17 protein-coding genes are annotated in these 24,374 nt (G+C 63.9%); 9 read left to right on the top strand and 8 right to left on the bottom strand.

Features of this window, described 5'->3' with window-relative positions; translation table 11 throughout:
* Positions 1-33 precede the first annotated feature (33 nt).
* From CN311_RS01325 to CN311_RS01295, 7 genes are all read left to right on the top strand, one after another.
* Positions 34-1,179 carry an efflux RND transporter periplasmic adaptor subunit gene (locus CN311_RS01325; protein WP_097571633.1) on the top strand — a complete coding sequence of 382 codons (1,146 nt, stop codon included), beginning with the start codon at positions 34-36 and terminating at the stop codon, positions 1,177-1,179.
* Between the two features lie 245 nt (positions 1,180-1,424).
* Entirely contained in the window at positions 1,425-4,571 is a 3,147-nt protein-coding gene (locus tag CN311_RS01320; RefSeq protein ID WP_097571632.1) for an efflux RND transporter permease subunit, read from the top strand.
* A gap of 182 nt (positions 4,572-4,753) precedes the next feature.
* Positions 4,754-6,187, top strand: coding sequence for an aldehyde dehydrogenase family protein (locus CN311_RS01315; protein WP_097571631.1), 1,434 nt, complete (start codon positions 4,754-4,756; stop codon positions 6,185-6,187).
* Between the two features lie 495 nt (positions 6,188-6,682).
* Positions 6,683-7,408 carry an ABC transporter permease gene (locus tag CN311_RS01310; protein WP_097571671.1) on the top strand — a complete coding sequence of 242 codons (726 nt, stop codon included), beginning with the start codon at positions 6,683-6,685 and terminating at the stop codon, positions 7,406-7,408.
* A complete protein-coding gene (locus tag CN311_RS01305; RefSeq protein WP_097571630.1) occupies positions 7,405-8,172 on the top strand; it encodes an ABC transporter ATP-binding protein in 768 nt (255 codons plus the stop codon). The genes CN311_RS01310 and CN311_RS01305 overlap by 4 nt, the downstream gene beginning before the upstream one ends.
* Before the next feature lie 74 nt (positions 8,173-8,246).
* Positions 8,247-9,209: an ABC transporter substrate-binding protein gene (locus tag CN311_RS01300; RefSeq protein WP_097571670.1), complete on the top strand. Its 963-nt coding sequence runs from the start codon at positions 8,247-8,249 to the stop codon at positions 9,207-9,209.
* A 75-nt stretch (positions 9,210-9,284) separates the two neighbouring features.
* Positions 9,285-9,965: a TetR/AcrR family transcriptional regulator gene (locus CN311_RS01295; protein ID WP_097571629.1), complete on the top strand. Its 681-nt coding sequence runs from the start codon at positions 9,285-9,287 to the stop codon at positions 9,963-9,965.
* Positions 9,966-9,968: 3 nt separating this feature from the next.
* Here CN311_RS01295 and CN311_RS01290 read toward each other — a convergent pair whose 3' ends face one another.
* Together CN311_RS01290 and CN311_RS01285 are read right to left on the bottom strand one after the other, a co-directional pair.
* Complete coding sequence (locus CN311_RS01290; protein WP_097571628.1) at positions 9,969-11,507, bottom strand: trimethylamine methyltransferase family protein; 1,539 nt, start codon at positions 11,505-11,507, stop codon at positions 9,969-9,971.
* Positions 11,508-11,513: 6 nt separating this feature from the next.
* Positions 11,514-13,679: an oxidoreductase gene (locus CN311_RS01285; protein ID WP_245440678.1), complete on the bottom strand. Its 2,166-nt coding sequence runs from the start codon at positions 13,677-13,679 to the stop codon at positions 11,514-11,516.
* 204 nt (positions 13,680-13,883) lie between these two features.
* Here CN311_RS01285 and CN311_RS01280 point away from each other — a divergent pair, with 204 nt between their 5' ends.
* Positions 13,884-14,171, top strand: a complete 288-nt coding sequence (locus CN311_RS01280) for a type II toxin-antitoxin system RelE/ParE family toxin (RefSeq protein ID WP_245440680.1) — start codon at positions 13,884-13,886, stop codon at positions 14,169-14,171.
* Positions 14,172-14,462 carry an addiction module antidote protein gene (locus CN311_RS01275; protein ID WP_097571627.1) on the top strand — a complete coding sequence of 97 codons (291 nt, stop codon included), beginning with the start codon at positions 14,172-14,174 and terminating at the stop codon, positions 14,460-14,462.
* 114 nt (positions 14,463-14,576) lie between these two features.
* Here CN311_RS01275 and CN311_RS01270 read toward each other — a convergent pair whose 3' ends face one another.
* The 6 genes from CN311_RS01270 to CN311_RS01245 form a co-directional block, all read right to left on the bottom strand.
* A complete protein-coding gene (locus CN311_RS01270) occupies positions 14,577-16,286 on the bottom strand; it encodes a trimethylamine N-oxide permease (RefSeq protein WP_097571626.1) in 1,710 nt (569 codons plus the stop codon).
* A 320-nt stretch (positions 16,287-16,606) separates the two neighbouring features.
* Positions 16,607-18,976 (bottom strand): trimethylamine N-oxide demethylase, encoded by a 2,370-nt coding sequence (locus CN311_RS01265; protein WP_097571625.1) that lies wholly within the window; start codon positions 18,974-18,976, stop codon positions 16,607-16,609.
* A 127-nt stretch (positions 18,977-19,103) separates the two neighbouring features.
* Positions 19,104-19,733: a sarcosine oxidase subunit gamma gene (locus tag CN311_RS01260; RefSeq protein ID WP_097571624.1), complete on the bottom strand. Its 630-nt coding sequence runs from the start codon at positions 19,731-19,733 to the stop codon at positions 19,104-19,106.
* On the bottom strand, positions 19,726-22,707 hold the full coding sequence (locus CN311_RS01255; protein ID WP_097571668.1) for a sarcosine oxidase subunit alpha: 2,982 nt from the start codon (positions 22,705-22,707) through the stop codon (positions 19,726-19,728). Before CN311_RS01255 ends, CN311_RS01260 begins: the two co-directional genes overlap by 8 nt.
* Positions 22,707-22,982, bottom strand: coding sequence for a sarcosine oxidase subunit delta (locus CN311_RS01250; RefSeq protein ID WP_097571623.1), 276 nt, complete (start codon positions 22,980-22,982; stop codon positions 22,707-22,709). Before CN311_RS01250 ends, CN311_RS01255 begins: the two co-directional genes overlap by 1 nt.
* 130 nt (positions 22,983-23,112) lie before the next feature.
* A complete protein-coding gene (locus CN311_RS01245; protein ID WP_097571622.1) occupies positions 23,113-24,366 on the bottom strand; it encodes a sarcosine oxidase subunit beta family protein in 1,254 nt (417 codons plus the stop codon).
* Between the last annotated feature and the right edge of the window lie 8 nt (positions 24,367-24,374).

The raw sequence follows: 24,374 nt of genomic DNA, 5'->3' as shown, positions 1-24,374 counted from the left end.
GTCGACAACTCATCTCCAGTCAGGAGTGCGAAAGTGTCTTTGTCCAGTTCCATCATCCGCAGGTTGCCAGTCGCCGGCCTTGTCGTTGCCACGCTCGGGCTGGCCGCCTGCTCGCAGGAAAAAGCTGAAGTCAAGGAGATCATTCGCCCGGTCAAGGTGGTCGAGATCGCCAAGGCGAACGACACCCGCGAACTCTCCTACTCCGGCTCGGTGCATGCCCGCACCGAGATGAATCTTGGCTTCCGTATCAACGGCAAGATCACCGAGCGCCTGGTCGATATCGGCGACAGGGTGAAGCCGGGCGATGTCCTTGCCCGCATCGATCCCGCCGACTACGAGCTCTCCGTCAGCAGCGCCAAGGCAGCACTTGATGCCGCCGAAAGAGGGGTCGAGACAGCGGGTCTTGCGCGCCGTCGCGCCGAACAATTGTTTACCAGGAACGTCTCGTCAAAATCGCAGTTGGAGCAGGCAACTCTCAGTTACGATCAAGCGGTCGCCACCCGGGATTCCGCTCGGTCGTCGCTGGACCAGGCGAAGAACCAGGTTCTCTACACCGACCTCAAGGCGGACAGGAACGGCATCGTCACATCGGTCGCCGCCGATGTCGGCCAGGTGGTTGGCTCCGGCAGTCCGGTCGTGACCGTTGCCGTCGATGGCGAAAAGGAAGTGCTGATCGCCGTTCCGGAAATGGACATCGCCCAGTTCAAGCCGGGCAAGGACGTCAAGGCAGGCTTCTGGTCCGACGATGCGCTGACGCTCGACGGCAAGGTTCGCGAAGTCGCCGGCAGCGCCGATCAGCAATCGCGTACCTTTGCCGTTCGTGTCAGCCTGCCAAACGATCCGCGTGTGCTTCTCGGCATGACCGCGACCATTGAAGCCTCTATATCCAACAGCCAGCAAAGCGTTGCGATCCCGTTGAGCGCGCTGGCGCAGAAGGATGGCCAAAAGATCGTCTGGACCGTGGACCGCAACGGCGACACCGTCCATGCACGGCCGGTCAAGGTCGCCGAATTCGCTCCCGACGGCGTGCGTGTTGCCGAAGGGCTGAAGCCCGGCGACGTCGTCGTCGCTGCCGGCACGCAGTTCATGACCGAGAATCTGAAAGTAAAGCTTTCCGGCGATGCGCTGCAATCCGCGTCGACCGAGGATGACGGTGACATCACCAGCAGCCTGCGCTGAAGCGCAGGGCGAATGAAGGCCCCACTTGTGTGATTGCCGAGGCGCAAGCCGCGGGTGGGCACGGTTTCTGGGCGGCGAGCGCCCGATTGTCGAGACGCGAGGTCGATGTACCCCCCACATCGATCCTCGTGCCCCACCACGACGAGTGTCTCTCCGCTCGGAAAGCCTCGCCGCCCGGAAGCCAGATCGAAAATTCATGAGCAGCAAGCGCGAGCGCTGCCGATCAATTGGACAGGACTGGCGTCATGACCACCGACAGCACTGAAAAGCGGCCTTTCAATCTTTCGCGCTGGGCAATCGGCCACCCGAGCATTGCGCGGTTTCTGTTCGGCCTGATCATCATTGCCGGCGCGCTCGGCCTGATGCGCATGGGCCAGAAGGAAGATCCGGATTTCACCTTCCGCGTCATGGTCGTCCAGGCCGTCTGGCCGGGCTCCTCGATCAAGGAGATGGAGGACCAGGTCGTCAACAAGATCGAGCGCAAGCTGCAGGAAACGCCGCATCTCGATTTCATCCGCTCCTATACGCGCGCCGGCAGCGCCATCATCACCGTTCAGATCAAGGGCGACACCAATCCGGCGCAGGTGGCGGACGCCTTCTACCAGGTGCGCAAGAAGGTCGGCGACATATCAGGCGACTTGCCGCAGGGCTTGCTCGGCCCATACTTCAACGACGAGTTCGGTGACACTTTCATCACGCTGCATTCGATCAGCGGCGATGGCTACAGCTATCCCGAGCTGAAGAAATTCGCCATCCAGGCGCGCGACATGCTGTTGACGACGCCCGGTGTCGAAAAGGCCGTCATCATCGGCGACCAGCCCGAGAAGCTCTATATCGACGTTTCGTCGAAGACGCTTGCAGAGCGTGGCCTGACGCTCACCGATCTGCAGAATGCGATCAAGGGGCAGAACAATGTCGATCCGGCGGGCTCGGTCGATACCGGCGCGAACTCGGTGCGCATCTCGGTCGAAGGCGACGTGACCAAGGCTGCCGACATCCGCGAGCTTCGCCTGCGCGCCGGCAACCAGGTGACGCGGCTGGGCGACATCGCCACCGTCACCTCCGGCCTCGAAGACCCCTATCAGCGCAAATACCGCTACAACGGCCACGACAGCGTCCAGCTCGGCGTAGTCATGGCCAAGGGCTTCAACGTCAGGGACGTCGGCAAGGATGTCGAGGCGACCTACCAACGCTTCGAGGAAGGGCTGCCCTATGGCGTTGCGGTCGACCAGATTTCCGACCAGCCTGAGGTCGTCAAGGACGCCGTCAACGAGTTCATGGAAGCGCTCGGCGAGGCGCTGCTGATCGTGCTTGTCGTCTCGTTCCTTTCGATCGGCTGGCGTTCCGGCCTGGTGATCGCGATCGCCATTCCGCTGGTGCTGGCCGCCACTTTCGCCATCATGTACGAAATCGGCATCGATCTGCAGCGCATCTCGCTCGGCGCGCTGATCATCGCGCTCGGTCTCCTGGTTGACGACGCCATGATCGTTGTCGAGATGATGGAGCGAAAGCTCGAGGAAGGATTGGTCAAGATCGAGGCGGCGAGCTTCGCCTATTCCTCCACCGCCTTCCCGATGCTGACCGGCACGCTGATCACCACCGCAGGCTTCATCCCGGTGGGCTTCGCGGCTTCGACCGCCGGGGAATATGTGCGCACCCTGTTCTACGTCGTCGGCATCGCGCTGGTCGTGTCCTGGTTCGTGGCGGTCTATTTTACGCCCTGGCTCGGCCATATGATCCTCAAGCAGCGCAAGCACGCCGGCAGTCACCACGATGCCTTCGACACAAGCTTCTACCGCCGGCTTCGCGCCACGGTCGGCTGGGCCGTGCGCCATCGCATCATCGTGCTGGCCATGACGCTGATGACCTTCGCCACCAGTCTCTGGGCATTCCAGTTCATTCCGCAGAACTTCTTCCCGCAATCGTCGCGTCCGGAAATCCTTGTCGATCTCTGGCTGCCGGAAGGCACCAGCATCAAGGAGGTCGAGACGCAGGCCAAGGCGCTCGAATCAAGGATGATGGACGACCCGGACAAGCGCTTCATCGCCACCTATATCGGCGAAGGCGCGCCGCGCTTCTTCCTGCCGCTCGACCAGCAGCTCAGGAATCCGAACTTCGCCCAGCTCCTGGTGATGGCCAAGGACGAGCCGGCCCGCGAGCGGCTGATCGTCAAGATGCGCACCATCCTGGCTGAGGATTTCCCGTCGATCCGCGCCAAGGTCGACCGCCTGTTCCTCGGTCCGCCGACCGGCTGGCCGGTGCAGATGCGCGTCATGGGTCCGGACCGCCAGGAAGTGCGCCGCATCGCCGACGAGGTGAAGGCGAAATTCCAGGCAAACCCGCTGCTCGGCGCCGTGCACGACGACTGGCTGGAGCCGGTGCCGGCGATGAAGCTGGTGATCGACCAGGATCGCGCCCGCGCGCTCGGTGTCACCTCGCAACGCATTCGCCAGATGCTGCAGGCGACGATGTCCGGCGCGCCGCTCGACGACTTCCGCGACGGCGAGGAGACGGTTTCCATTGTCGCCCGCGAGCCGGAGGCGAGCCGCAAGCTGCTGTCGTCGGTTGACTCCGTCTACATCCCGACCGATTTCGGCGGCTTCGTGCCGCTGTCGCAGGTGGCCAAGGTGGTGCCGGTGCTCGAGCAGGGCATCGAATGGCGGCGCGACCGCCTGCCGACCATCAGCGTGCGCGCCACGCTGCCGGACGGCGTGCAGTCGAACGACGTCGTCACCAAGATGTACAGCGACATGAAGGACCTGCGTGCGGGTCTGGCGCCCGGCTACAAGATCGAGATCCAGGGCGGCGCCGAGGATTCGGCTGAAAGCCAGGCTTCAATCGCGGCCAAGGCTCCGATCATGCTGGCCGTCATCGTCGTGCTGCTGATGATCCAGCTGCAGCATTTCGGCAAGGCGATGCTGGTGCTGGCGACCGGCCCGCTCGGCATCATTGGTGCTGCGGCAGCCCTTTTGATCAGCGGCGCGCCGTTCGGCTTCGTCGCCATCCTTGGCGTCATTGCGCTGCTCGGCATCATCATGCGCAACTCGATCATCCTGGTCGACCAGATCGACCAGGACATCGCGAGAGGCATGGAGCGCTCGGAGGCCATCATCGGCTCGGCCGTCCGCCGTTTCCGGCCGATCGTGCTGACGGCTATGACGGCGGTGCTGGCGCTGATCCCGATCTCGCGCGCGGTCTTCTGGGGTCCGCTGGCCTATGCCATGATGGGCGGCATCCTGGTGGCCACCGTGCTCACCATCCTCGTCCTTCCGGCTGGCTATGCCCTGTTCTTCGGCAGGGAGCCCAAGAAGGCTGCCGAGCAGGCGCCCGGGGCAGGGGGGGCGGAAGAAAGCGAAAGGCCCCAAATGCAACTGCCCCTGGCGGCCGAGTAATCCTTGCTGGCGCATAGGATGCGCCGGCCAAAAAATGCTAGAACGCCGTACGTCTGACGTGCGGCGTTGTGGCGTCCTCCATTACAGGGCGGCTATATGCCCGCCTCACAAGGAGGAACACATTGACCCTGGCTCAGACCTCGATAGACCCACGCCTGCCGATCGACGGACGCCATCGCCAGATGTTCATCGATGGCGCCTGGGTCGACGCCCGCTCGGGCCGCACCATGGAGACCCGCAATCCGGCGACCGGCGCGGTCATCGCCACGGTACCGCGTGGCGATCGCCAGGACATCGACTTGGCCGTGGCCGCGGCGCGCAAGGCCTTCGATGGTCCATGGAGCCGGTCCAAGCCCTATGAACGGCAGGTGCTGCTCCTCAGGATCGCCGACCTTTTCGAAAAGCATTGGGAAGAGATCAGCCGGTCGGACACGACCGACATGGGCATGCCGATCATGCGCACCCGCGCCAACGGCAACCGCGTCATCGGTATGCTGCGCTATTATGCCGGCATGGCCACGGCGCTGCATGGCGAGACGATCGAAAACTCGCTGCCGGGTGAGGTCGTCTCTTTCACCCGCAAGGAGCCGGTCGGCGTCGTCGGCGCCATCATTCCGTGGAATGCGCCGACCGCCGCCTCCGTCTGGAAGATCGGGCCGGCGCTGGCGACAGGCTGCACCATCGTGCTGAAGCCGTCGGAAGAGGCGCCGCTGACGCCGCTCTTGATCGCCGACATCATGAACGAGGCCGGCGTTCCGCCAGGCGTGGTCAACATCGTGACTGGGACCGGATCCGAGGCGGGTGCGGCACTTGCCGAGCATATGGGCGTCGACAAGGTCGTCTTCACAGGTTCGACTGCCACAGGACAGTCCATCGTCCGCGCTTCGGCCGGCAATCTCAAGCGCGTCTCGCTGGAACTCGGCGGCAAGTCGCCGGTCATCGTCTGCGCCGACGCCGATCTCGACAAAGCGGTGCCGGTAGCGGCGATGTCGGTGTTCGCCAACTCCGGCCAGATCTGCATCGCCGGTTCGCGCCTGTTCGTCGAACGCTCCATCCATGACGAGTTCGTCGAGCGGCTGGCTGCCCATGCCAAGGGCCTCAGGGTCGGCGACGGCATCGACCCGACAACTGAGATCGGTCCGTTGGTTTCACTGCGGCAACTCGAACGGGTCACTGGTTTTCTCGAAGCCGGTACGGCCGAGGGCGCGACGCTCGTGACCGGCGGCGCACGGCTGACGGAAGGCGTGCTCGCGGCCGGCAATTTCGTCGCGCCGACCGTCTTTGCCGGCGTCTCGGACGAGATGAGGATTGCGCGCGAGGAAATTTTCGGGCCGGTTATTTCGGCGCTGCCCTTCGATACGCTGGACGAGGCGGTCGAGCGCGCCAACAATACGCCCTATGGCCTTGCCGCCGGCGTCTTTACCCAGAACGTCGCCAAGGCGCATCAGCTTTCACGGAAGATCCGCGCCGGCTCGGTCTGGGTCAATACCTATCACGCCATCGATCCGGCCGTACCCTTCGGCGGCTACAAGATGAGCGGCTACGGTCGCGAGGGCGGCGCCGAGCACCTCGATGAGTATCTCAGCACCAAGGGCGTGTTCATCAAAATCGACTGAGCAGGCCGCCAGTACAGACCAAACATTCGAAAAATGCTCACGGGGAAGTTTTGTGGTGCCGGCCCGCTCCTGGACACCGGTCATCCGCGTGGGACAAGCGGCGGCTCTCCTTTTTCAACGCCGCCGCAAACAGAAAAATTATCCGCGGTTTTCCGTCGTGGCGAGCATCCATTCCTTTCTCTCAATCGCAATGTCTATAAAAAGTGGACATCGCAGTCGGGCTGCTTCGCAGCCGCGTGCGTGCAAGGGTTGCCGCCGAACAGGCGAGGCCGACGTCTCCGAGGACGCCTTCAACTGACCACGGCAAAGTTGGCGAGGCGATCTGGCGAAATAGCGGAACTAAGGCTAGAGCGATCTGCCGGGGGGCATGATGCAAGTGAGATCCTCATGCTTGTCGACTATTCGCCTGTTTCCAGGATCGTGGGGCAACTGACCAGTCCCGGAAAGCGCCTTGGCGCCGCAATCAGCGCGGCCTGGCCAGCGACGGTCCTCGTTATGACGATAATACTCGTTTGGGAGTTCTATACCCGCTATTCCGGCATCAAGCCGACGACGCTGCCGGCGCCGTCGCGCGTCCTCCAGCAGATTGTCGAAAACCGTCAGGCGCTGATCGACAACGCGCTTCCCACGGTCGCCGCGACGTTGAGCGGTTTTGCGCTTTCGGTGGCGTCCGCCTTCATCTCTTCGATCCTGGTCGATTTCGTGCGGCCGCTGCGCCGTGCGCTGTTCCCGGTGTTCATCATCAGCCAGACGCTGCCGCTGGTGGCGATCGCGCCGCTCGTCGTTCTCTGGTTCGGCTTCGGCCTGCTGCCCAAGATATTGCTGGTCGCGCTGGTCACCTTCTTCCCCATGATGGTGGCGCTGGTCCAGGGCTATGACTCGACCGACAAGGACATGGAGTGGCTGCTGCGCTCCATGGGCGCCACCCGCGCGCAGGTGTTCCTCAAGGCGCGGCTGCCATCGGCCATTCCCTTCTTTTTCACCGGACTGCGCATTTCGATCACCTATGCGGTGGTCGGTGCGATCTTTGCCGAATATTCAGGTGCGGCGAAGGGACTCGGCATCTACATGCTTGCCGCCAAGAACAATTTTCGTCCCGACCTCGTGCTGGCGGCGGTCTTCTGCAGCGCTCTCATCACGCTTGTCCTCTTTGGCTGCACGGTCCTGATCGAGCGCTTGTCCATGCCTTGGGAGCAAGTGCGCAAGGACGACCGCAAATGAGCGCGCCCAGGCTTTCGTTACGCCATGTCGCCAAACGCTTCGACACGCTCGACGTGCTGGGCGGCATCAACCTCGATGTCGCGCCCGGCGAATTCGTCGCCATTCTCGGCCCGTCGGGAGCCGGCAAGTCGACCCTGTTCCAGATCCTGACCGGCGCCACCACGCCCGGCGCGGGAACCATAGCCTTCGACGGAGCTGACCTGACCGACCCTGCCGGCAAATTCGCCTTCATGCCGCAGCGCGACGCGCTGATGCCGTGGCGGCGCGTCATCGACAATGCCGTGCTCGGCCTCGAAGTGCAGGGCATGCCGCGCCGTGAGGCGCACCGGCGTGTCGTCCCGTTGTTGGAGCAGTTCGGGCTTGCCGGCTTCGAGCGGCACTACCCCAGCCAATTGTCGGGCGGCATGCGCCAGCGCGTCGCGTTGTTGCGGACCGTCGTCCAGGACCGGCAGATGCTGCTGCTCGACGAGCCGTTCGGCGCGCTCGACGCGCTGACGCGCACCTCCATGCAGCAATGGCTCGAACGGATGTGGGAACACCATCGCTGGACCGCGCTGCTCATCACCCATGATGTGCGGGAGGCGGTCTTTCTGTCCGACAGGATCTACGTGCTTTCTGCACGTCCGGCCCGCGTGATCCACGAGATCGCCGTGCCGCTCGGCCGTCCGCGCACCGTGCGCGACCTTTCCGCTCCCGAAGCGACGCGGATAGAAGCCGAGCTTCTCGACGCGCTGCTTGGCAGCGCTTCGCCCGAACTTGCCTGAATTCAACAAAGGAGACTGAATTGATCGATCGCCGCAACGCAATCAAACTCGCCGCCACCGCATTGACCGGGGCTATGGTCCTTGCAGCCCCCGCCCATGCGCAGGAGGCAAAGAAGGTGACCGTGGCGCTCGACTGGACACCGAACACCAACCATATCGGCCTCTACGTCGCGCGCGAGAAAGGCTTCTACAAGGAGGCCGGCCTCGACGTCGAGATCCTGCCCTATTCCGACACCGCCGCCGGCACGCTGGTCAGCAATCGCCTCGCCGATTTCGGTGTCGCCGGCGTCGGCTTCTATACCCAGCACGCGGCCGGCGCCGACCTCAAGGCGGTCTACGCGGTGGTCCAGCATGAGACCGGCCGTGTCGTCTTCAACTCCGACCGCGCCGATATCAAATCGCCGAGGGATCTCGACGGCAAGATCTATGGCGGGTTCGGCAGCGCCTGGGAGACCGCGCTGATCGGCAGCATCATCAGGCACGATGGCGGCAAGGGCGACATCAAGACCGTCACGCTGGGCACCTCCGCCTATGAGGCGCTGGCCAATGGCTCGGTGGACTTCACGCTCGAGGTCGTGACATGGGAAGGCGTCAAGGCTCAGCTGATCGGCGAGAAGCAGAAGGCGTTCAAATACGCCGACTATGGCGTGCCCGACCAACACACGACGCTTCTGGTTTCCAGCGACGCCTATCTCAAGCAATCGCCTGATGCCGCCAGGGCGTTCCTCGCCGCGACGCAGAAAGGCTATGCCTACGCCGTGGATCATCCCGACGAGGCCGCCGATCTTCTGATTGCCGCCAACCCGGACGCGCTGACCGACAAGGATCTTGTCCATGCCTCGCTGAAGGCGCTTGTCGACGGACACTATCTTCGCGGCGAGGATGGCGCCATCGGCACGATCGACCCCGCCAAGAACGCCGGCATCGGCGAATATCTCTTCGCCAATAGAATCCTGAAAGACGGCAATGGTGCTGCGCTGGCCACCAAGCCGGATTTCGCCAGCTACATCTCCAACGACTATCTGCCGAAGGACTGAACGGTCCGTGGCGGCAGGCAGCGCTTTGACGGCAGGACGTGGACAGGTTCACGGCAATCGATTAGCTGAAGTTCCATGACGGAAGCAGAACCGGCAACTCCCAAACGCAAGCGCGTCGCGAAGAAATCGCCGCCGCGCTTCAGCCGCGAGCAGCCGGATGTGCGCCGCGCCATGCTGATCGAGGCGGCAGCTCGATGTCTCTCGGTCGGTGGCATCGGCGCCTTCACCGTCGACCGCATCTGCAAGGAGGCGGGCGTCTCGCGCGGCCTGATCAACCACCATTTCGAAGGCCGCGACGGGCTCCTGGTCGAGGTCTACAAATCCTCGCTCTACGCCAGCGTCAACAACCAGATCGCCGAGGCCAAACGGCGGCGCGCCGAGAAATCCGACTGGCCGCCCGAGGCGTCGCTCGCCGCCCTGGTGCGATCCAATTTCTCACCCGACTATTTCAGCCGGAATAACCTTTTGATCTGGCTATCCCTATGGGGCGAGATCGCCGTCAACCCGCGTCTCAAGGCGGCGCATCGCGAACTCTATGACGTCTACCGCGCCGAACTCGCCGAGGACATCGCTGCGGTCGCCGTTCCGCGCGGCAGGAATGTCGATGCGCCGGCGTTGGCGCGCAATTTCATCGCCCTGGTCGACGGGCTCTGGCTCGAATGGTGTCTCGACGAAAGCGTGGTGACGCCGCCAGCCGCCGAAGCCGCCGGCTTCGAGATGCTCGAGGCACAGGTTGGGCCTTTGCGGGGCGTGTAAGGTTCAATTCAGCGGCGAGCCACCTTCGCGCTTGCGGCGCTCCATATAGTCCCGCAATGCCTCGTCGATACCAGGATCGATCGGTGGCTGCTCATATTCGGCGACCATGCGTTTCCAGACGACATTGGCGCGCTCGCGTGCCGTGACCTGGCCACGCTCCATCCAGGTGTCGTAATTGTCCCAGTTGGACACCAGCGGCGAATAGAACGCCCGCTCATAGCGCTGCATCGTGTGTGCCGCGCCGAAGAAGTGCCCAGCCGGGCCAACTTCGCGCACCGCCTCCAGCGCCAGCGTGTCGATGTCGACCACCGGCGGATCGAAATAGGCCGACATCATCTGCAGCATCTCGGCGTCGATGACCAGTTTCTCGAACGACGCCGTCAAGCCGCCGCCGAGCCAGCCTGCCGCGTGCAGCACCAGATTGGCGCCGCCCATCAGGCAGCCCCACAGCGACATCGCGCTTTCATAAGCAGCTTGCGCGTCGACGGAATTGGCAGCCGTGACGTTGCTTGAGCGGAACGGCACGCCGATCAGCCGGCACAGCTGGCCGGTGATTTGCGCGGCCTGCGTATATTCGGGCGTGCCGAAGGCCGGTGCGCCGGTCTTCATGTCGACATTGGAGGTGAAACCGCCATACATCACCGGCACGCCCGGCCGCACGATCTGGGTCAGGACAATACCGGCCAGCGCTTCGGCATGCTGCTGCGACAGCGCCCCGGCCAGCGTCACCGGGCTCATCGCGCCGGCCAGCGTGAATGGCGTGATGACATTGACCTGGCCATGCTCGGCCAATGCGATCAGCCCTTCGGCCATTGGCTCGTCGAGCTGCAGCGGCGAATTGGTGTTGATGATGCCGGTGAAGACAGGCATCTCCTGGGCAAGGTTCTCGCGCGTCGTGCCGAGCGATATCGCCACCATTTCCAGCGCGTCGATGGCGCGACCCCGACCAAGGGTTTGCGGCTGCCAGTTCTTGTCGAGCAGCGTGATCTCGGCATAGTAAAGGTCGAGGTGGCGCGTGTTCTGGTGCAGGTCGAGCGGCTCGAATGGCCCGCCGCCTTCCTGGTGCAGCACGTTGAACGACTGGATCAACTTGAGGTAGTCGCACATCTCGGCATAGGTGCCGGGGCGGCGGCCGCGATCATTGTCCATGACATAGGCCGGCCCACCGACCGACGACAGGATGCAGTGGCGGCCGCCGACCTTGACGTTCTTCGCTGGGTTGCGGGCGCGCAACTCGAAAGACGACGGCACAATGGCGACGCGCTCCATGACCATGGCACGGTCGAAGCGTACCCGCATCTCGCCTTCGTCGACATCGCAGCCGGCCGCGCGATAGAGCTGGCGCGCCTGCGGCTGCAGCACCCGCATGCCGATCTCCTCGAGAATGGTAAGACCCATCTCGTGGATGGTCTGGACCTGGTCGGCCGACAGGATCTCGATCGGCGCGTAAGGCCGTGTCAGCTGCTTCCACGGACGTTGCTCGATGCCGCCAACCTCGCGCTGCGGGCGGCCGGGTCTGCGACGTGCCGTGATGCGTTCCATGGCGTCCTAGAACTCCTTGTTTGACGCAATTCCGAAGGAAGACCGCCTCACACTTTTCCTGGAATTGCTGTATTCGGCTGCCGTGCGCATGTCGAAATCCGCCACCGCATCGACGATCGGCGTGTCGCGGCGATAGTGCTGCCAGCGGATATCTGTGCCGATCTCGCGAGCGAGTTTATGACCACTGTGGACGGCATGGGCGATGGCGCCCGGGGCCAGCGCGTCGCCGATGCGATCGACACCGCGGATGCCGGCGGCCGCAAGCCCGTCCGCCCGTTCCGTCAGCGTCTGGAAGAGTTCGCCGCGCGGCAATCTCAACCCCACGATCACCAGCGAGCGGCAGGCCACGCGAACCTCCTCGCCGGTGAACAGATGCGCCAGCGTCGCCGTCTCACCGTCGAAGGCTTTTAAGAGATGCAGCGTGGTGACAGCCACCTTGCGTCGCGCCAGCGCCCGATGCACCAGGGGCAGTTCGTTGGTCATGATCGTCCAGGCGGACGCCTGGCCTGCCGGCGTCACGTAGCTGACCGGTATCCCCTGCGCCGCAAGATGTTCGGTGAGGACGCCGCCCATGTAGTAATTGTCGAAATCGAAGACGAGAGCCGGCCCCTTTGGAAGCCGGCCCCCAGCTATATCGTCCGGGGTCAGGACATCGGGATGGTCGAGCCGGCCGACCGGAATCTCCAGCGAGGAATAGAGCATATCGGTCCAGCGCGCGCCGGTTGCCAGCACCACTCGATCCGGTGAAAGCTCGATGATCTCGTCCGCGCCCAAGGGACTCTCAGGATAGAGCGAGACATTGCTCATCTCGTTGAGGCGCCCGAGCCGGTAGTCGACGACACGGTTCCAGGCCGAGAGGCCGGGCAGCGTCTTCTCGAAGGTCAGCCGCCCGCCGAAGGTCCGGCTGCTGTCGGCGAGCATCACCTCATGACCGCGACGGCCGAGCGTGAGCGCGCATTCGAGCCCGGCCGGTCCGCCGCCGACAATCAGGATCCGCTCCGGCTTGTCGGTACGCCCGACACGCTCGGGATGCCAGCCGCGCCGCCACTCTTCTCCGGCGGTCGGGTTCTGGGTGCAGCGCACCGGCACACCGTCATGCCAGCTCGAAATGCAGATGTTGCAGCCGATGCATTCGCGGATTTCGGCCTCGCGACCCTCGCGGATCTTGGCCGGCAGGAAGGGATCGGCGATGGAGGGCCGCGCGCCGCCGATGAAGTCGAGCACGCCGCGCCGGATCTGCGACACCATGGTGTCGGGCGAGGTGAAACGCCCGACGCCGACCACCGGCTTTTTCGTCAGCGATTTGACGAAATCGATCACGGGCTCGTGGCTGCCTTCGCCGGTGAAGCGCGACGCCGAACAGTCGGTCGGACTGGAATCCATCTTGACGTCGAACAGGTCCGGCACGTCGGCCAGCAGCTCGACAAGCTCGTGCGCCTCCGAGGGCTGGTTGCGGCCGGGCCGGCCGCGCAGTTCCTCGAGGCTCACCCGCAAGGCTACGCCGCAATCCTTGCCGACGGCATCCTTGGTGATCTCGATCATCTCGCGCACGAAGCGCACCCGGTTCTCGATCGAGCCGCCATAACGGTCGGAGCGATGGTTATATTCGGGCAGCAGGAACTCGTAGCCGAGATAGCCCATGCCGGCATAGACATAGACGATGTCGAAGCCGGCCGTGCGCGCCTTGCGCGCCGCGTCCGCCTGGCATCTCAGGACGCCGCGGATGTCAGCCTTGTCCATCGTCTTCGGCCTGAGATTGCCCATGAAGCCGACATGCGTGGCCATCCACGGAATCCCGGACGGCGACAGCGGCGGCAGGCGGCTCGTTCGGTTCATCACCGATGCGCCACCATGCCATAGCTCCACGCCGGCAAGCGCGCCGTGGCGGTGCACCGCCTCCGTCATCAGCGCATGCGCCCGGATATCGTTGCCGTCCCACATCGTAGCGAAAGGCAGCGGCGCATCGTCGGAGCTGGGGTCGATCGAACAGGCGCCTGTGCAGATGACGCCCCAGCCGCCCTCGGCCTTGGCTTCGCGGAAGGCGGCGCGAACCCGCGGCAGCGCGTTGGTCATGCCGCTGGCATGCGGCACTTGATAGAAGCGGTTCGGCGCCGTGACAGGCCCGATGCGCACCGGTTCGAACAGGATCTCGTAGCGGGGATTGCAGGGCATCTGGGCTTCGCGATAGGCTTGTTGAACGATCGTATAACAAGATATTCTTGCGCGTGGAATAACGCAATGGCCTGCACCCAGCATAGTTGCCCGTGGCATATCAAGCGGCGGGGATGACGCCGAAACAGGCTCGTCCGAATGGCCGACAATCATTTTCACAGCCGGATTGATTTTTTCCCGACCGTGAACTATAGTTCACAAGTGATCGTCGTCGTTCAACAAACCGCCGAATTCCGAGATTGGCTCAAGGGTCTGAACGATAAACGGGCAGCCGAGCGAATTGCCATTCGCATTGCCCGTGTCCAGTCCGGGCTGGTGGGAGACGCGAAGTTCTTCGATGGCATCGGCGAGCTTCGGATAGACTACGGTCCAGGCTACCGGCTGTACTTCGTCAAGCGCGGCAGCGCGATCATCATCCTGCTTTGCGGTGGCGACAAGTCCTCGCAGAAGCGCGACATCAGGAAGGCCATCGAAATGGCCAAGGAGATCTGAATGCCCCTCGACACCATCCCTTTTGATCCTGCCGAACATCTGGGCCGTGCGGAGGCCCAGGCCGAACTCCTTGCCGACGCCTTTGCCACGGGCGATACCGGCTATATCGCGAATGCTCTCGGCATAGTTGCCCGGGCCCGTGGCATGTCCAAGGTGGCGAAGGATGCCGGCGTCACCAGGGAGGCCTTGTACAAGGCACTGAGTCCTGACGGCGATCCACGCCTGTCGACACTGCTCGGCGTCGTCAAGGCATTGGGGGTGAAACTCACCACCGAAAAGACTGAAGCCTGAGGTCGTTACGCAACCCGTCGAGCGGCGGAAGCCAATGGCCGCGAGCTTCCGACTAGCCTTTGGAAGCAGGAGGATCGAGCGCTCCGACACGCGCCCGATCCATTCAGCTTCCCGTCAGATGACGAAAAACCAGTTGGCCAGCAGCATCACCACCACGCCGGCGACCAGCGTCAGATAGGGCAGGATACCTGCCTTCCTGACCCTCAGATCCGACGACTTCATGCCGAGGTCGGCCAGCATATGATCGGGAAATTTGCCCTTGTCCTGGATGTAGTGGCGGAAGCAAAACACCGGGATGATCAGGGCGGCGGTGATCAGCCCGGCCCACAGCGCCATCGGGTTCCAGACCTTGGCGCCTGCGCCCATGAAGATCGCATTGACATAGGCGAAGATCGCTCCGACGCCGAGCAGCCAGCTCGGAGCGCGCCATGGCCGCTCGATATGGCCGTTGTCCATCCGATGAATCCAGCCGGCATTGAGGTTGAGGAAGTTGAAGATGATGTAGCCGCAATTCGACACGGCGAGGATGAAGAAGAAGCTCGTCGCGTCGGCCGAGGCGATGGCCAGCACGATCAGGTTGAAGATCAGGTCGGTCCACATCGCCCGCGTCGGCGCGCCATGTTCGTTGACATGGCTGAGATAGCGCGGCAGCCAGCCGTCGACCGAGCCCTGGTAGAGCGTGCGCGAGGAGCCGGCCATCGCCGTCATGATGCACAGCACCAGCGCCAGGATCATCAGCATTACCAGCAGGCTGTGGATGAGCTGTCCGCCGCCGACCATGCCGGCCAGCGCGTCGGCAACGCCGGAGCCGTCGACGATCGGCGTCGCCAGCATGCCGTTGAGGCCGAGCACGCCTTGGAAGGTGAAAGGCACCAGGATGAACAGCAGCATGCAGAGCAGGCCGGAATAGAAGATCGCCTTGAACGTGTCGGTGCCGGGGTTCTTGAACTCGGACGTGTAGCAGACGGCGGTCTCGAAACCGTAGGTCGACCACGCCGCGATGAACATGCCGCCGAGCACGAGCGTCCAGCCGGCGATGTTCCACGCGCCGGGCTCGGGCGCATAGGCGGCCGCCAGTGGCACCAGTGGCGAGAAGTTCGCCCAGTTGATCTGGCCGGTGAAGATCGGCACTAGGCCGACGATCAGCATCGGGATGATGACCAGCAGGCCGATATATTTCTGCACATTGGCCGTGCCAAGAATGCCGCGATGCTGGATGGAGAAGATGATCAGCATCAGCAGCGCGCCGATGAAGAAGGTAGCGTTGAGGGTGAAGGAGACCGGCCCCAGCGTGTGACCGTAGAGCGTCCAGCTGCGGATCACTGGTGTGGCGGCGGCGGTCACCGCCGCAATCGCGTCGGCGGCACTCGTTCCCGCATGCGCCGCGATATAGGCAGCCACTTCCGGCGAAGTGTCGGTGAACAGCGGCACCGGCGCCAGCGCGTTGAGGATGTAGGCGGCGGCGATCGAGCAGCCGAGCGACAGCACCGGCGACCAGGCGAACCAGTTGCACCACACCGACAGCGGCGCGATGAACTTGGAGTAGCGCAGCCATGCGGTGGCGCCATAGATCGAGGCGCCGCCGGACTTGTTCGGGAACAGCCCGGCGATCTCCGCATAGGTGAAGGACTGCAGGAAGCCCATGATCATGGACACCGTCCAGATCAGGAAGGCCAGCGTGCCGGTGGTGCCGGCAATGCCGCCGATCGAAAACAGGACAAGGGCGGGAACGCCGCTTGCCACCCAGAAGGCGCCACGCCAGTCAATGTGCCTGAGCAGCCTGCCTTCGACAGGCTGCTCCAGGGCAGTCGTTATCGTGCTCATGTGTTTGGCTTCCCCATTGGTTATTCCCGTGGCGACGGCCCCGGCTGCACGGAGCTCAATCGTCATTTCAACGACCGCGTGTGTTTCCGCACAGTCGTATTTTTTTCTTAACAGTAAAGATTGATCCGTCGCGCTTTCACGTCAAGCGTTTTGTGAGCTTGTGCACATCACGGTTGTGAGCGCGAGCTTTTGCGGCGCTGCCCGGTAGTCTGAAACGAAAAAACCCGCCTGAGGCGGGTCGCGGCGCAAATCAGCACCATACGCAAATCAATAGCATAACTGCCGTCAATTGTCGATGACCATGGCTTGGCTGCGATGCCTCAGGAGCGCGGTCTGGTCTTCTGCGGATCGTAATGCGCAAAGGCCACGACGCGCGCCGGCAGCCGCTTGGCATGGCCGTCGAGCTTGCCGATCTCGACCTCGGTGCCGATGGCGGCATGGGTCACGTCGAGCCTTGCCAGCGCGATGTTCTTGTTCAGCATCGGCGAGCGCATGCCCGAGGTGACGACGCCGATCTGGGCGCGGCCGACATGCACGCAGTCGCCATGGCCGACGGCCGCATTGGCGTCGATGTCGAGGCCGACCAGTTTCGTCCGCGGGTGTTCCTTGCGCCGGATCAGCGCCTCGCGGCCGATGAAATCGTCGGACTTGGTCTTCAGCGGCACGGTGAAGCCGATGCCGGCCTCGAACGGATCGGTCTGGTCTGAGAATTCATAGCCGGCAAAGATCAGTCCGGCCTCGATGCGCACCATGTCGAGCGCCTCCAGCCCCATCGGCTTCAACCCGTGCGGCTGGCCGGCTTCCCATATGGCGTCGAACACCTTTTCGGCGTCGCGCGGATGGCACCAGATCTCGTAGCCGAGCTCGCCGGTATAGCCGGTGCGCGAGACGACGACCGGAACGCCATTGCCGCCGCCGATGCGGGCGACCGCGAAGCGGAACCATTCGAGCTCGTCGATCGACGGCTGCAGCGGCGAGGTCCAGATAACCTCCCTCAGGATGTCGCGGCTCTTCGGACCCTGTACGGCGATGTTGTGCATCTGGTCGGTCGACGAGCGCACCAGCACGTTGAGGCCGAGTTTTGTCGCTGTCTCGCGCAGCCATTCGCCGGACAGGTCGTCGCCGCCGACCCAGCGGAAATTGTCCTTGCCGAGCCTCAGCAGCGTGCCGTCGTCGATCATGCCGCCATGCTCGTAGCACATCGCGGAATAGACGACCTGGCCGACGCCGAGCTTCTTGACGTCGCGGGTCAGCGTGTATTGCAGCAGCGCTTCGGAATCCGGGCCGGTGACCTCGAACTTGCGCAGCGGCGACAGGTCCATGATCACGGCGGCCTGCCGGCAGGCCCAATATTCGGCGATCGGCCCCTCCTTGGCAAAGGAATTGGCCAGCCAGTAGCCCCTGTACTCGACGAAGTTGCGGGTGTGTTTGGCGAAGCTCGAATGAAATGATGTCTCGCGGGTCATTTTCGGTTCCGAATCGGGCGTCATGCGTCTGGCGATCGCTCGCGAGAATTTGTGCTGGCCGGAATAGGTGCGCACATGGATGTCGGTCGGGTTCCAGCCGTTGGCCGGCGTCGTGTCGTCGGGGCAGGCGGAGGAAACACAGACGATGTCGGTCAGGGCTCTGAGCAGCACATAGTCGCCCGGCCGCGACCACGGCTCGTCGGACACCATCACGCCATGGGCGTCGATCGCCGTGTTGAAGAAGAAGTTGATCGCCATCCAGCCGGCGCGGGGCGTGACGCCCTTGTCGGCCAGCGCGCCGTTGAAATTCTCGGAGCAGTTGGTGTGACCGGGATAGCCTATGTCGTCGTAATATTTGGCCGCGCAGGCGAGCGCGAACGCATCGTGCCGGCCGCATGTGTCCTGCACCACCTCGACCAGCGGCTCCATGTCCTGGTCGTAATATTTCGAATGCAGCCCGGGCATCGGATAGCTCGCGCCCATCAGCGTGCGGGTCGTCGTCACATCGAGCGGATGGTCGCGGCCCTTGTCCAGCTTGCGCGCCGAAAAACACTGGAAGTCGGTGCATTGCCGCCCGTCGACATCGATGATCTGCAGATAGTCGCCCGCCTTGACGAAGTAGGATTCCGCCGTCGCCGAATGGACGCGCAAATCGAGCACCGGGTCGGCCAACGGGTCGCCAAGCTGCGACTTCGCCGCAGGGCGGATCGTGGCGCGCCGCACGATCACACTGAGCGGCGTCGCCGTGTCGTGGCCGTCGACCAGCATCGGTCCGCCGGGGGCGGCTATGAGCATCGATCCATCCCGGGTGACGGTAAAACCTTGTTCGGCGCCGGCAGGGGTGACGCCGCTGAAGATGCGCACCGCCTTGGCCTGATCGAGCTGCACCTGCCGGCGCTCGAGCCCGCGGCGCAAGGAAGCGAGGCTGTCATCGCCATCGGCCAGCAGCGCCTTGATGCCGGCGGTATTGCTGTTCGATTTTTCACCGAAGATGCCGGGATCGGTCACGCCGGCCCCGTCCCATGCCAGCAATTCGCAAGCCTGTCCGCCCTCGACATTGCGCACCGTGACCGTGTCGCCGGCCTCGACCTCGATAAGCACCGCGCCATTGCCCTGCACGGTATAGCGCTCCATGCCCGGCGGCAACGCGATCTGGCCGGGCCGCAGGATGAGGCTTGGCCGGGGTGGTCCGGCTGCAACAGCGGGGTAGGGCGACTGGCTCATCTCAGCCTTGCGGTTCGAGAAACAAGTTTGCCTGTACGTGAAATTATTTTAGCAGCAAGAATAGGCAGCAAGACTCGAGTTGGCAAGGCGGAGGTGCCGCCCACTCACCGCCGACGCGGATGAAAAGCTACGCCAATCTCTCGGAGTATCGGATATCGATGCCATATTCGGCACCGGCGTCCAGCACCGTGTGCCAAAGGCTTTCGGCGAAAGTCGCGAAGACCAGAAGGTTGAACACAGAATGCCCATCCGGCTGGTCGCCGCCGCGCCAGAGCGTGACGCTGGTATGGTCGATCGAGGTCGCGGCGGCTGCGCCAACCGGGAATACCGCCGGGTGCAGATCGAGCGACGACAGCTTGGCGAGCATGGTGCGCGCCTTGGCTCCGGAGATGCTGATCAGGGCGCGTGCGTGCGACTGGTCGGACAGCGAGGCGAGGCCGGAGAACACTGGCGCCAGAGTGTTCATCGTGTGCTTGCCGTCTTTCGACAGCACGAGGAACTGATCGGGACCGGACCAGATCAGTGCGGCGTCCTTGGCCTGGATGGCTTTGGGCCCTTCCGGAACCGCCACTTCGAAGCGCGTTTTGGCGGCCTTTGCCAGTTCGGCCCAGTTGCCGCGCCGCGCCATGACCTGAATCAGGTCGAAATTGCGGATTTCGGTTAGCGATACGCCAGCCTCGGTACCGCGTGCGCCATGCACGCCGGTGGCAAGAGCGTGCTCCAGGGGACTGCGGCTAGACCAGGAAAATTCAGCCACGCTGGCGCCCTCCTTCCGGATCGTAGAAGACGGGATTGCAGAGCTCGACATCGTAGCCTTCGCCGCGCAGCGGATCATGCGCATGGACGATCTCGCCGATGCGTTCGCGGCCGCGTTCGACCAGCCCAAGCCCGATCCACTGGTCGAGCATCGGCGAGAAGCAGACCGAGGTGACGTAGCCCTGGTCGTTGCCCGGGCCTGGAATCTCGCCCTTCGGAATGACATGCGCGCCGGAGCGCAGGCGGCTTGCCTTGTTCGTCGGCTTGATGCCGACGACGACCTGCCGGTCCGGCGCGATCAGCGCCTCGCGCCCGGCCATGACGCGGCCGATGAAATCCTTCCTGGTCGACATCATCTTGCCCAAGCCCAGGTCGGCTGCGGTTGTCGTGCCGCTCAGTTCCGGCCCGGCGACATGGCCCTTTTCGATGCGCATGACACCGAGCGCCTCGGTGCCGTAAGGCGTCACGCCGAACGGCTTGCCGGCCAGCATCAGATTGCGCACCAGCGCATCGCCAAAGCGCGCCGGCACGGAAATCTCGAACGCCATTTCGCCGGAGAACGAGATGCGGAACAGCCGCGCCCTGATGCCGCCGCGCAGCGCCACTTCGCGCGCGCCCATGAACGGAAAGCCTTCGTTGGACAGATCCTCGGCTGGATCGACGAGTTCCCGGAGCAGATCACGTGTCCTTGGCCCTGCGATCGAGAACTGCGCCCACTGGTCGGAGACTGATGTGAGCTGCACGTCGAATTCGCTGAACAACACCTGCCGGCAGAATTCGAGATGCTGCATCACCGGCCCGGCCTTGGCGGTGGTGGTGGTCAGGAAATAATGGTCCTCGGCCAGCCGCGATGTGGTGCCGTCGTCATAGACCATGCCATCCTCGCGCAGCATCAGCCCGTAGCGCGCCTTGCCGACAGCAAGATTGGAGAAATTGTTGATGTAGACGCGATCAAGGAAGGTGCCGGCATCGGGGCCGTGCACGTCGATCTTGCCGAGCGTCGAGACATCGCAGAAGCCGACGCCGCCACGCACCGCCCTGACTTCGCGCGTGACGGATTCCAGCCAGTCCTTCTCACCAGCGCGCGGATACCACTGCGCCCGCTTCCACAGGCCCGTGTCGACGAAGATCGCCCCCTGTTCGGCCGCCCAGTGATGCGATGGCGTCAGCCGCGTCGCGTGGAAATTCTCGTCGCGGTGATAGCCGGCGAAGGCGCCAATGGCGATCGGCACATAGGGCGGGCGATAGATCGTCGTGCCGGTCTCGGGAATGGATTTGCCCGACACGGCAGCCATGATGGCCAGCCCGGCGACATTCGAGGTCTTGCCCTGGTCGGTCGCCATGCCGAGCGTCGTGTAGCGCTTCAGATGCTCGACCGATTCAAAACCCTCGCGCTGCGCCAGTTCGATATCGGAAGCAGTGACATCGTGCTGCTGGTCGACAAAGGCTTTGCCCTTGCCGGCGACATGCCAGAGCGGAGTGAGCGAGAACGCCTCATCCTCGGCCACTGGTGCCGAACCTGCCTTGCCGCTGTGGCCGGTATCCCGCGCCGCTTGCGCGCCTGCCGCAAAGCCTTCACGAAGGCAGGCGCCGAGGCTAAAGTCGCCATTGGCGGCACCCACTGCCACCATGCCCGGGGGCGCACCATCCGGCACGAAAGCTGCGATGCCCTCCCGCCATTTCGGCCGGCCGCGATGGTAGGAGGTCAGTCCGACCGCCGGGTTCCAGCCGCCGGAGACAGCGAGCCCGTCGGCCTCGACTTCGGCGCGTGCGCCGCCCGTCAGGGATACCGAGATCTTCCTGACACCGTCCTTGCCGCCATCGACTGCGGCGACCGAACCGTTCAGCACCGGGAAACCGCCTTTCGAGGCAAGCGAGCGATGCGCAGCCGATACATCAGGCCGCGCGTCGACAACGGCCGCGATCTGCAATCCCGCGTCAAGCGCGGTTTCGACCGTGCGCCAGCCGTTCTCATTGTTGGTGAACAGCGCGACGCGTTTCGCCGGCGTTGCCGCATAGCGCGCGATATAGGTCCGCATTGCCGACGCCATCATCACGCCGGGCGTATCGTTGCCGGCAAAGACGATGGGCCGCTCGATGGCGCCGGCTGCGACCACGCAGCGCTTGGCCACGATCCGCCACAGCCGCTGCCGCACTTGGTGCTCGGGCGGCGAGGGCAGGTGGTCGTTGACCCGCTCGATTGCGCCATAGGTACCGCCATCATAGACGCCGAACAATGTCGTTCGGGGCATGAGGCGGACGTCGGGCAGTGCCGCAAGTTCCGCCAGCGTCCGCGAAATCCATTCGGCCGCCGGCATGCCGTCGATGGTGCCGCCATCCGACAGCAACCGGCCGCCGGGCACAAAATCCTCCTCGCACAGGATGACGCGGGCGCCGGCGCGGCCAGCGGCGAGTGCGGCCGCAAGGCCCGCAGGGCCGGAGCCGGCGATCAGCACGTCGCAATGCGCCCAGGCCTTGTCGTAGTGATCGGGGTCGGCAACACCAGCGGCGCGGCCGAGGCCGGCGGCGCGGCGGATCGCCGGCTCATAGATCGCTTCCCAGAATTTCGCCGGCCACATGAAGGTCTTGTAGTAGAAGCCGGCGACAAAGATCGGCGCGAAGAACTGGTTCACCGCCATCAGATCGTTGCGCAGCGACGGCCAGCGGTTCTGGCTGGCGGCCTCGAGCCCTTCATAGAGTTCGGCGGTGGTCGCCTTGGTGTTCGGCTCGCGCCGTGCGCCGCTGCGCAACTCGACCAGCGCATTGGGCTCCTCCGAGCCAGCCGTCAGGATTCCGCGCGGACGATGGTATTTGAACGAGCGGCCCACCAGCTTGACGCCATTGGCGACGAGCGCCGAGGCGAGCGTGTCGCCCTGGAAGCCGGAAAAATTCTTGCCGTCGAAACGGAAATTCAGCAACACCGAGCGGTCGATGAGACCACCATTGGCCAGCCGGTTTGCCTGCACGCCGGCCATCATGCGCCAACCTTCGCGGCGCCAGCGCCCGCCGCCGGTTCGATCGCCGAAATCTCATGCGTCAGCGTGTTGCGGGTGATCTTCAGCCAGCTCCGGCAGCCGCCGCCATGATACCAGTGCTCGCTCATCATGCCGGCGACATTGTCGCGCAGATAGACATAGTCGTAGACGGCGTCTTCGCCGGCATCCGCCGCCGGGCGTTGCGGCTTGGCATCGCCGAGATAGGTGAACTCGCCGAGTTCTCGTTCACCGCAGAAAGGACAGACAATACGCATGATTTCCTGGCCGTCCTCAGAGCATGATGCCGAAAAGTGTGAAGCGGTTTTCGGAGAACATCATGCTCTATCTCTTTGATTTAGAGCCGGATTCAGATTTCAGGTCGACCCGACCTGAAATCATCCGGCTCTAGTGCAGGTTCGGTTGGGCGCCGACGCCCTTTTCATCGATCACAACACCCCGGCGGAACCTGTCGAGGCGGAACCTTGCGGCTTCCTCGTGCGTCTCATCGCGTGCCAGCAGATGGGCAAAGACAAAGCCGGAGCCCGGCGTCGCCTTGAAGCCGCCATAGCACCAGCCGGCGTTGAGGTAGAGCCCGTCCACCGGCGTCTTGTCGATGATCGGCGTGCCGTCCATCGACATGTCCATGACGCCGCCCCACTGGCGCAGCAGCCGCACGCGGCCGATCATCGGCATCAGCGCCATGCCGCCCTCGCAGACATCCTCCATCACAGGCATGTTGCCGCGCTGCGCGTAGGAATTGTAGCCGTCTATGTCGCCGCCGAAGACCAGCCCGCCCTTGTCGGACTGGCTGACATAGAAATGGCCGGCGCCGAAGGTCATGACATTGGGCAGCAGCGGCTTGATCGCCTCGGAGACAAAGGCCTGCAGCACATGGCTTTCGATCGGCAGGCGCAGTCCCGCCATCGAGGCGACGCGCGAGGAGGAGCCGGCGACCGCCATGCCGACCTTGCCGGCGCCGATCCTGCCGCGTGAGGTCTCGACGCCGGTTACCTTGCCGTTGGCATCTCTGGCAAAACCGGTGACTTCGCAATTCTGGATGATGTCGACGCCGAGCGCGCTCGCCGCATGCGCATAGCCCCAGACCACGGCGTCGTGGCGCGCCGTGCCGCCGCGCCGCTGCAAGAGCCCGCCTTGCACTGGAAAGCGCGCATTGTCGAAGTTCAGGAACGGCATCATCTTCTTGACCGCGGCGAGGTCGAGCAGCTCGGCGTCGATGCCGTTGATGCGCATCGTGTTGCCGCGCCGCGCATAGGCATCGCGCTGCGCGTCGGAATGGTAGAGGTTGATGACGCCGCGCTGGCTGACCATCGTGTTGTAGTTGAGGTCCTGCTCCATGCGCTCCCACAGCTTCATCGACAATTCGTAGAAGCCGGTATTGCCGGGCAGGCCGTAATTGGAGCGGATGATGGTGGTGTTGCGGCCGGCATTGCCGGAGCCGATCCAGCCCTTTTCCAGCACGGCGACATTCCTGATGCCGTGTTCGCTGGCCAGGAACCAGGCGGTCGCCAGCCCATGGCCGCCACCGCCGATGATCACGACGTCGTAGCGGTCCTTCGGCGTGGCGTCGCGCCAGGTGCGTTGCCAGTTCTTGTGGCCGGAAAGGGCGGCACGGGCGAGCGAGAAGATCGAATATTTCATTGCGTCAT

The sequence above is a fragment of the Mesorhizobium sanjuanii genome, assembly GCF_002529485.1.
In the GTDB taxonomy this organism is placed as follows: Bacteria; Pseudomonadota; Alphaproteobacteria; order Rhizobiales; family Rhizobiaceae; genus Mesorhizobium; species Mesorhizobium sanjuanii.
Note: the sequence above shows the minus strand (reverse complement) of the source record. Positions and strands in the feature narration are given on the sequence as shown.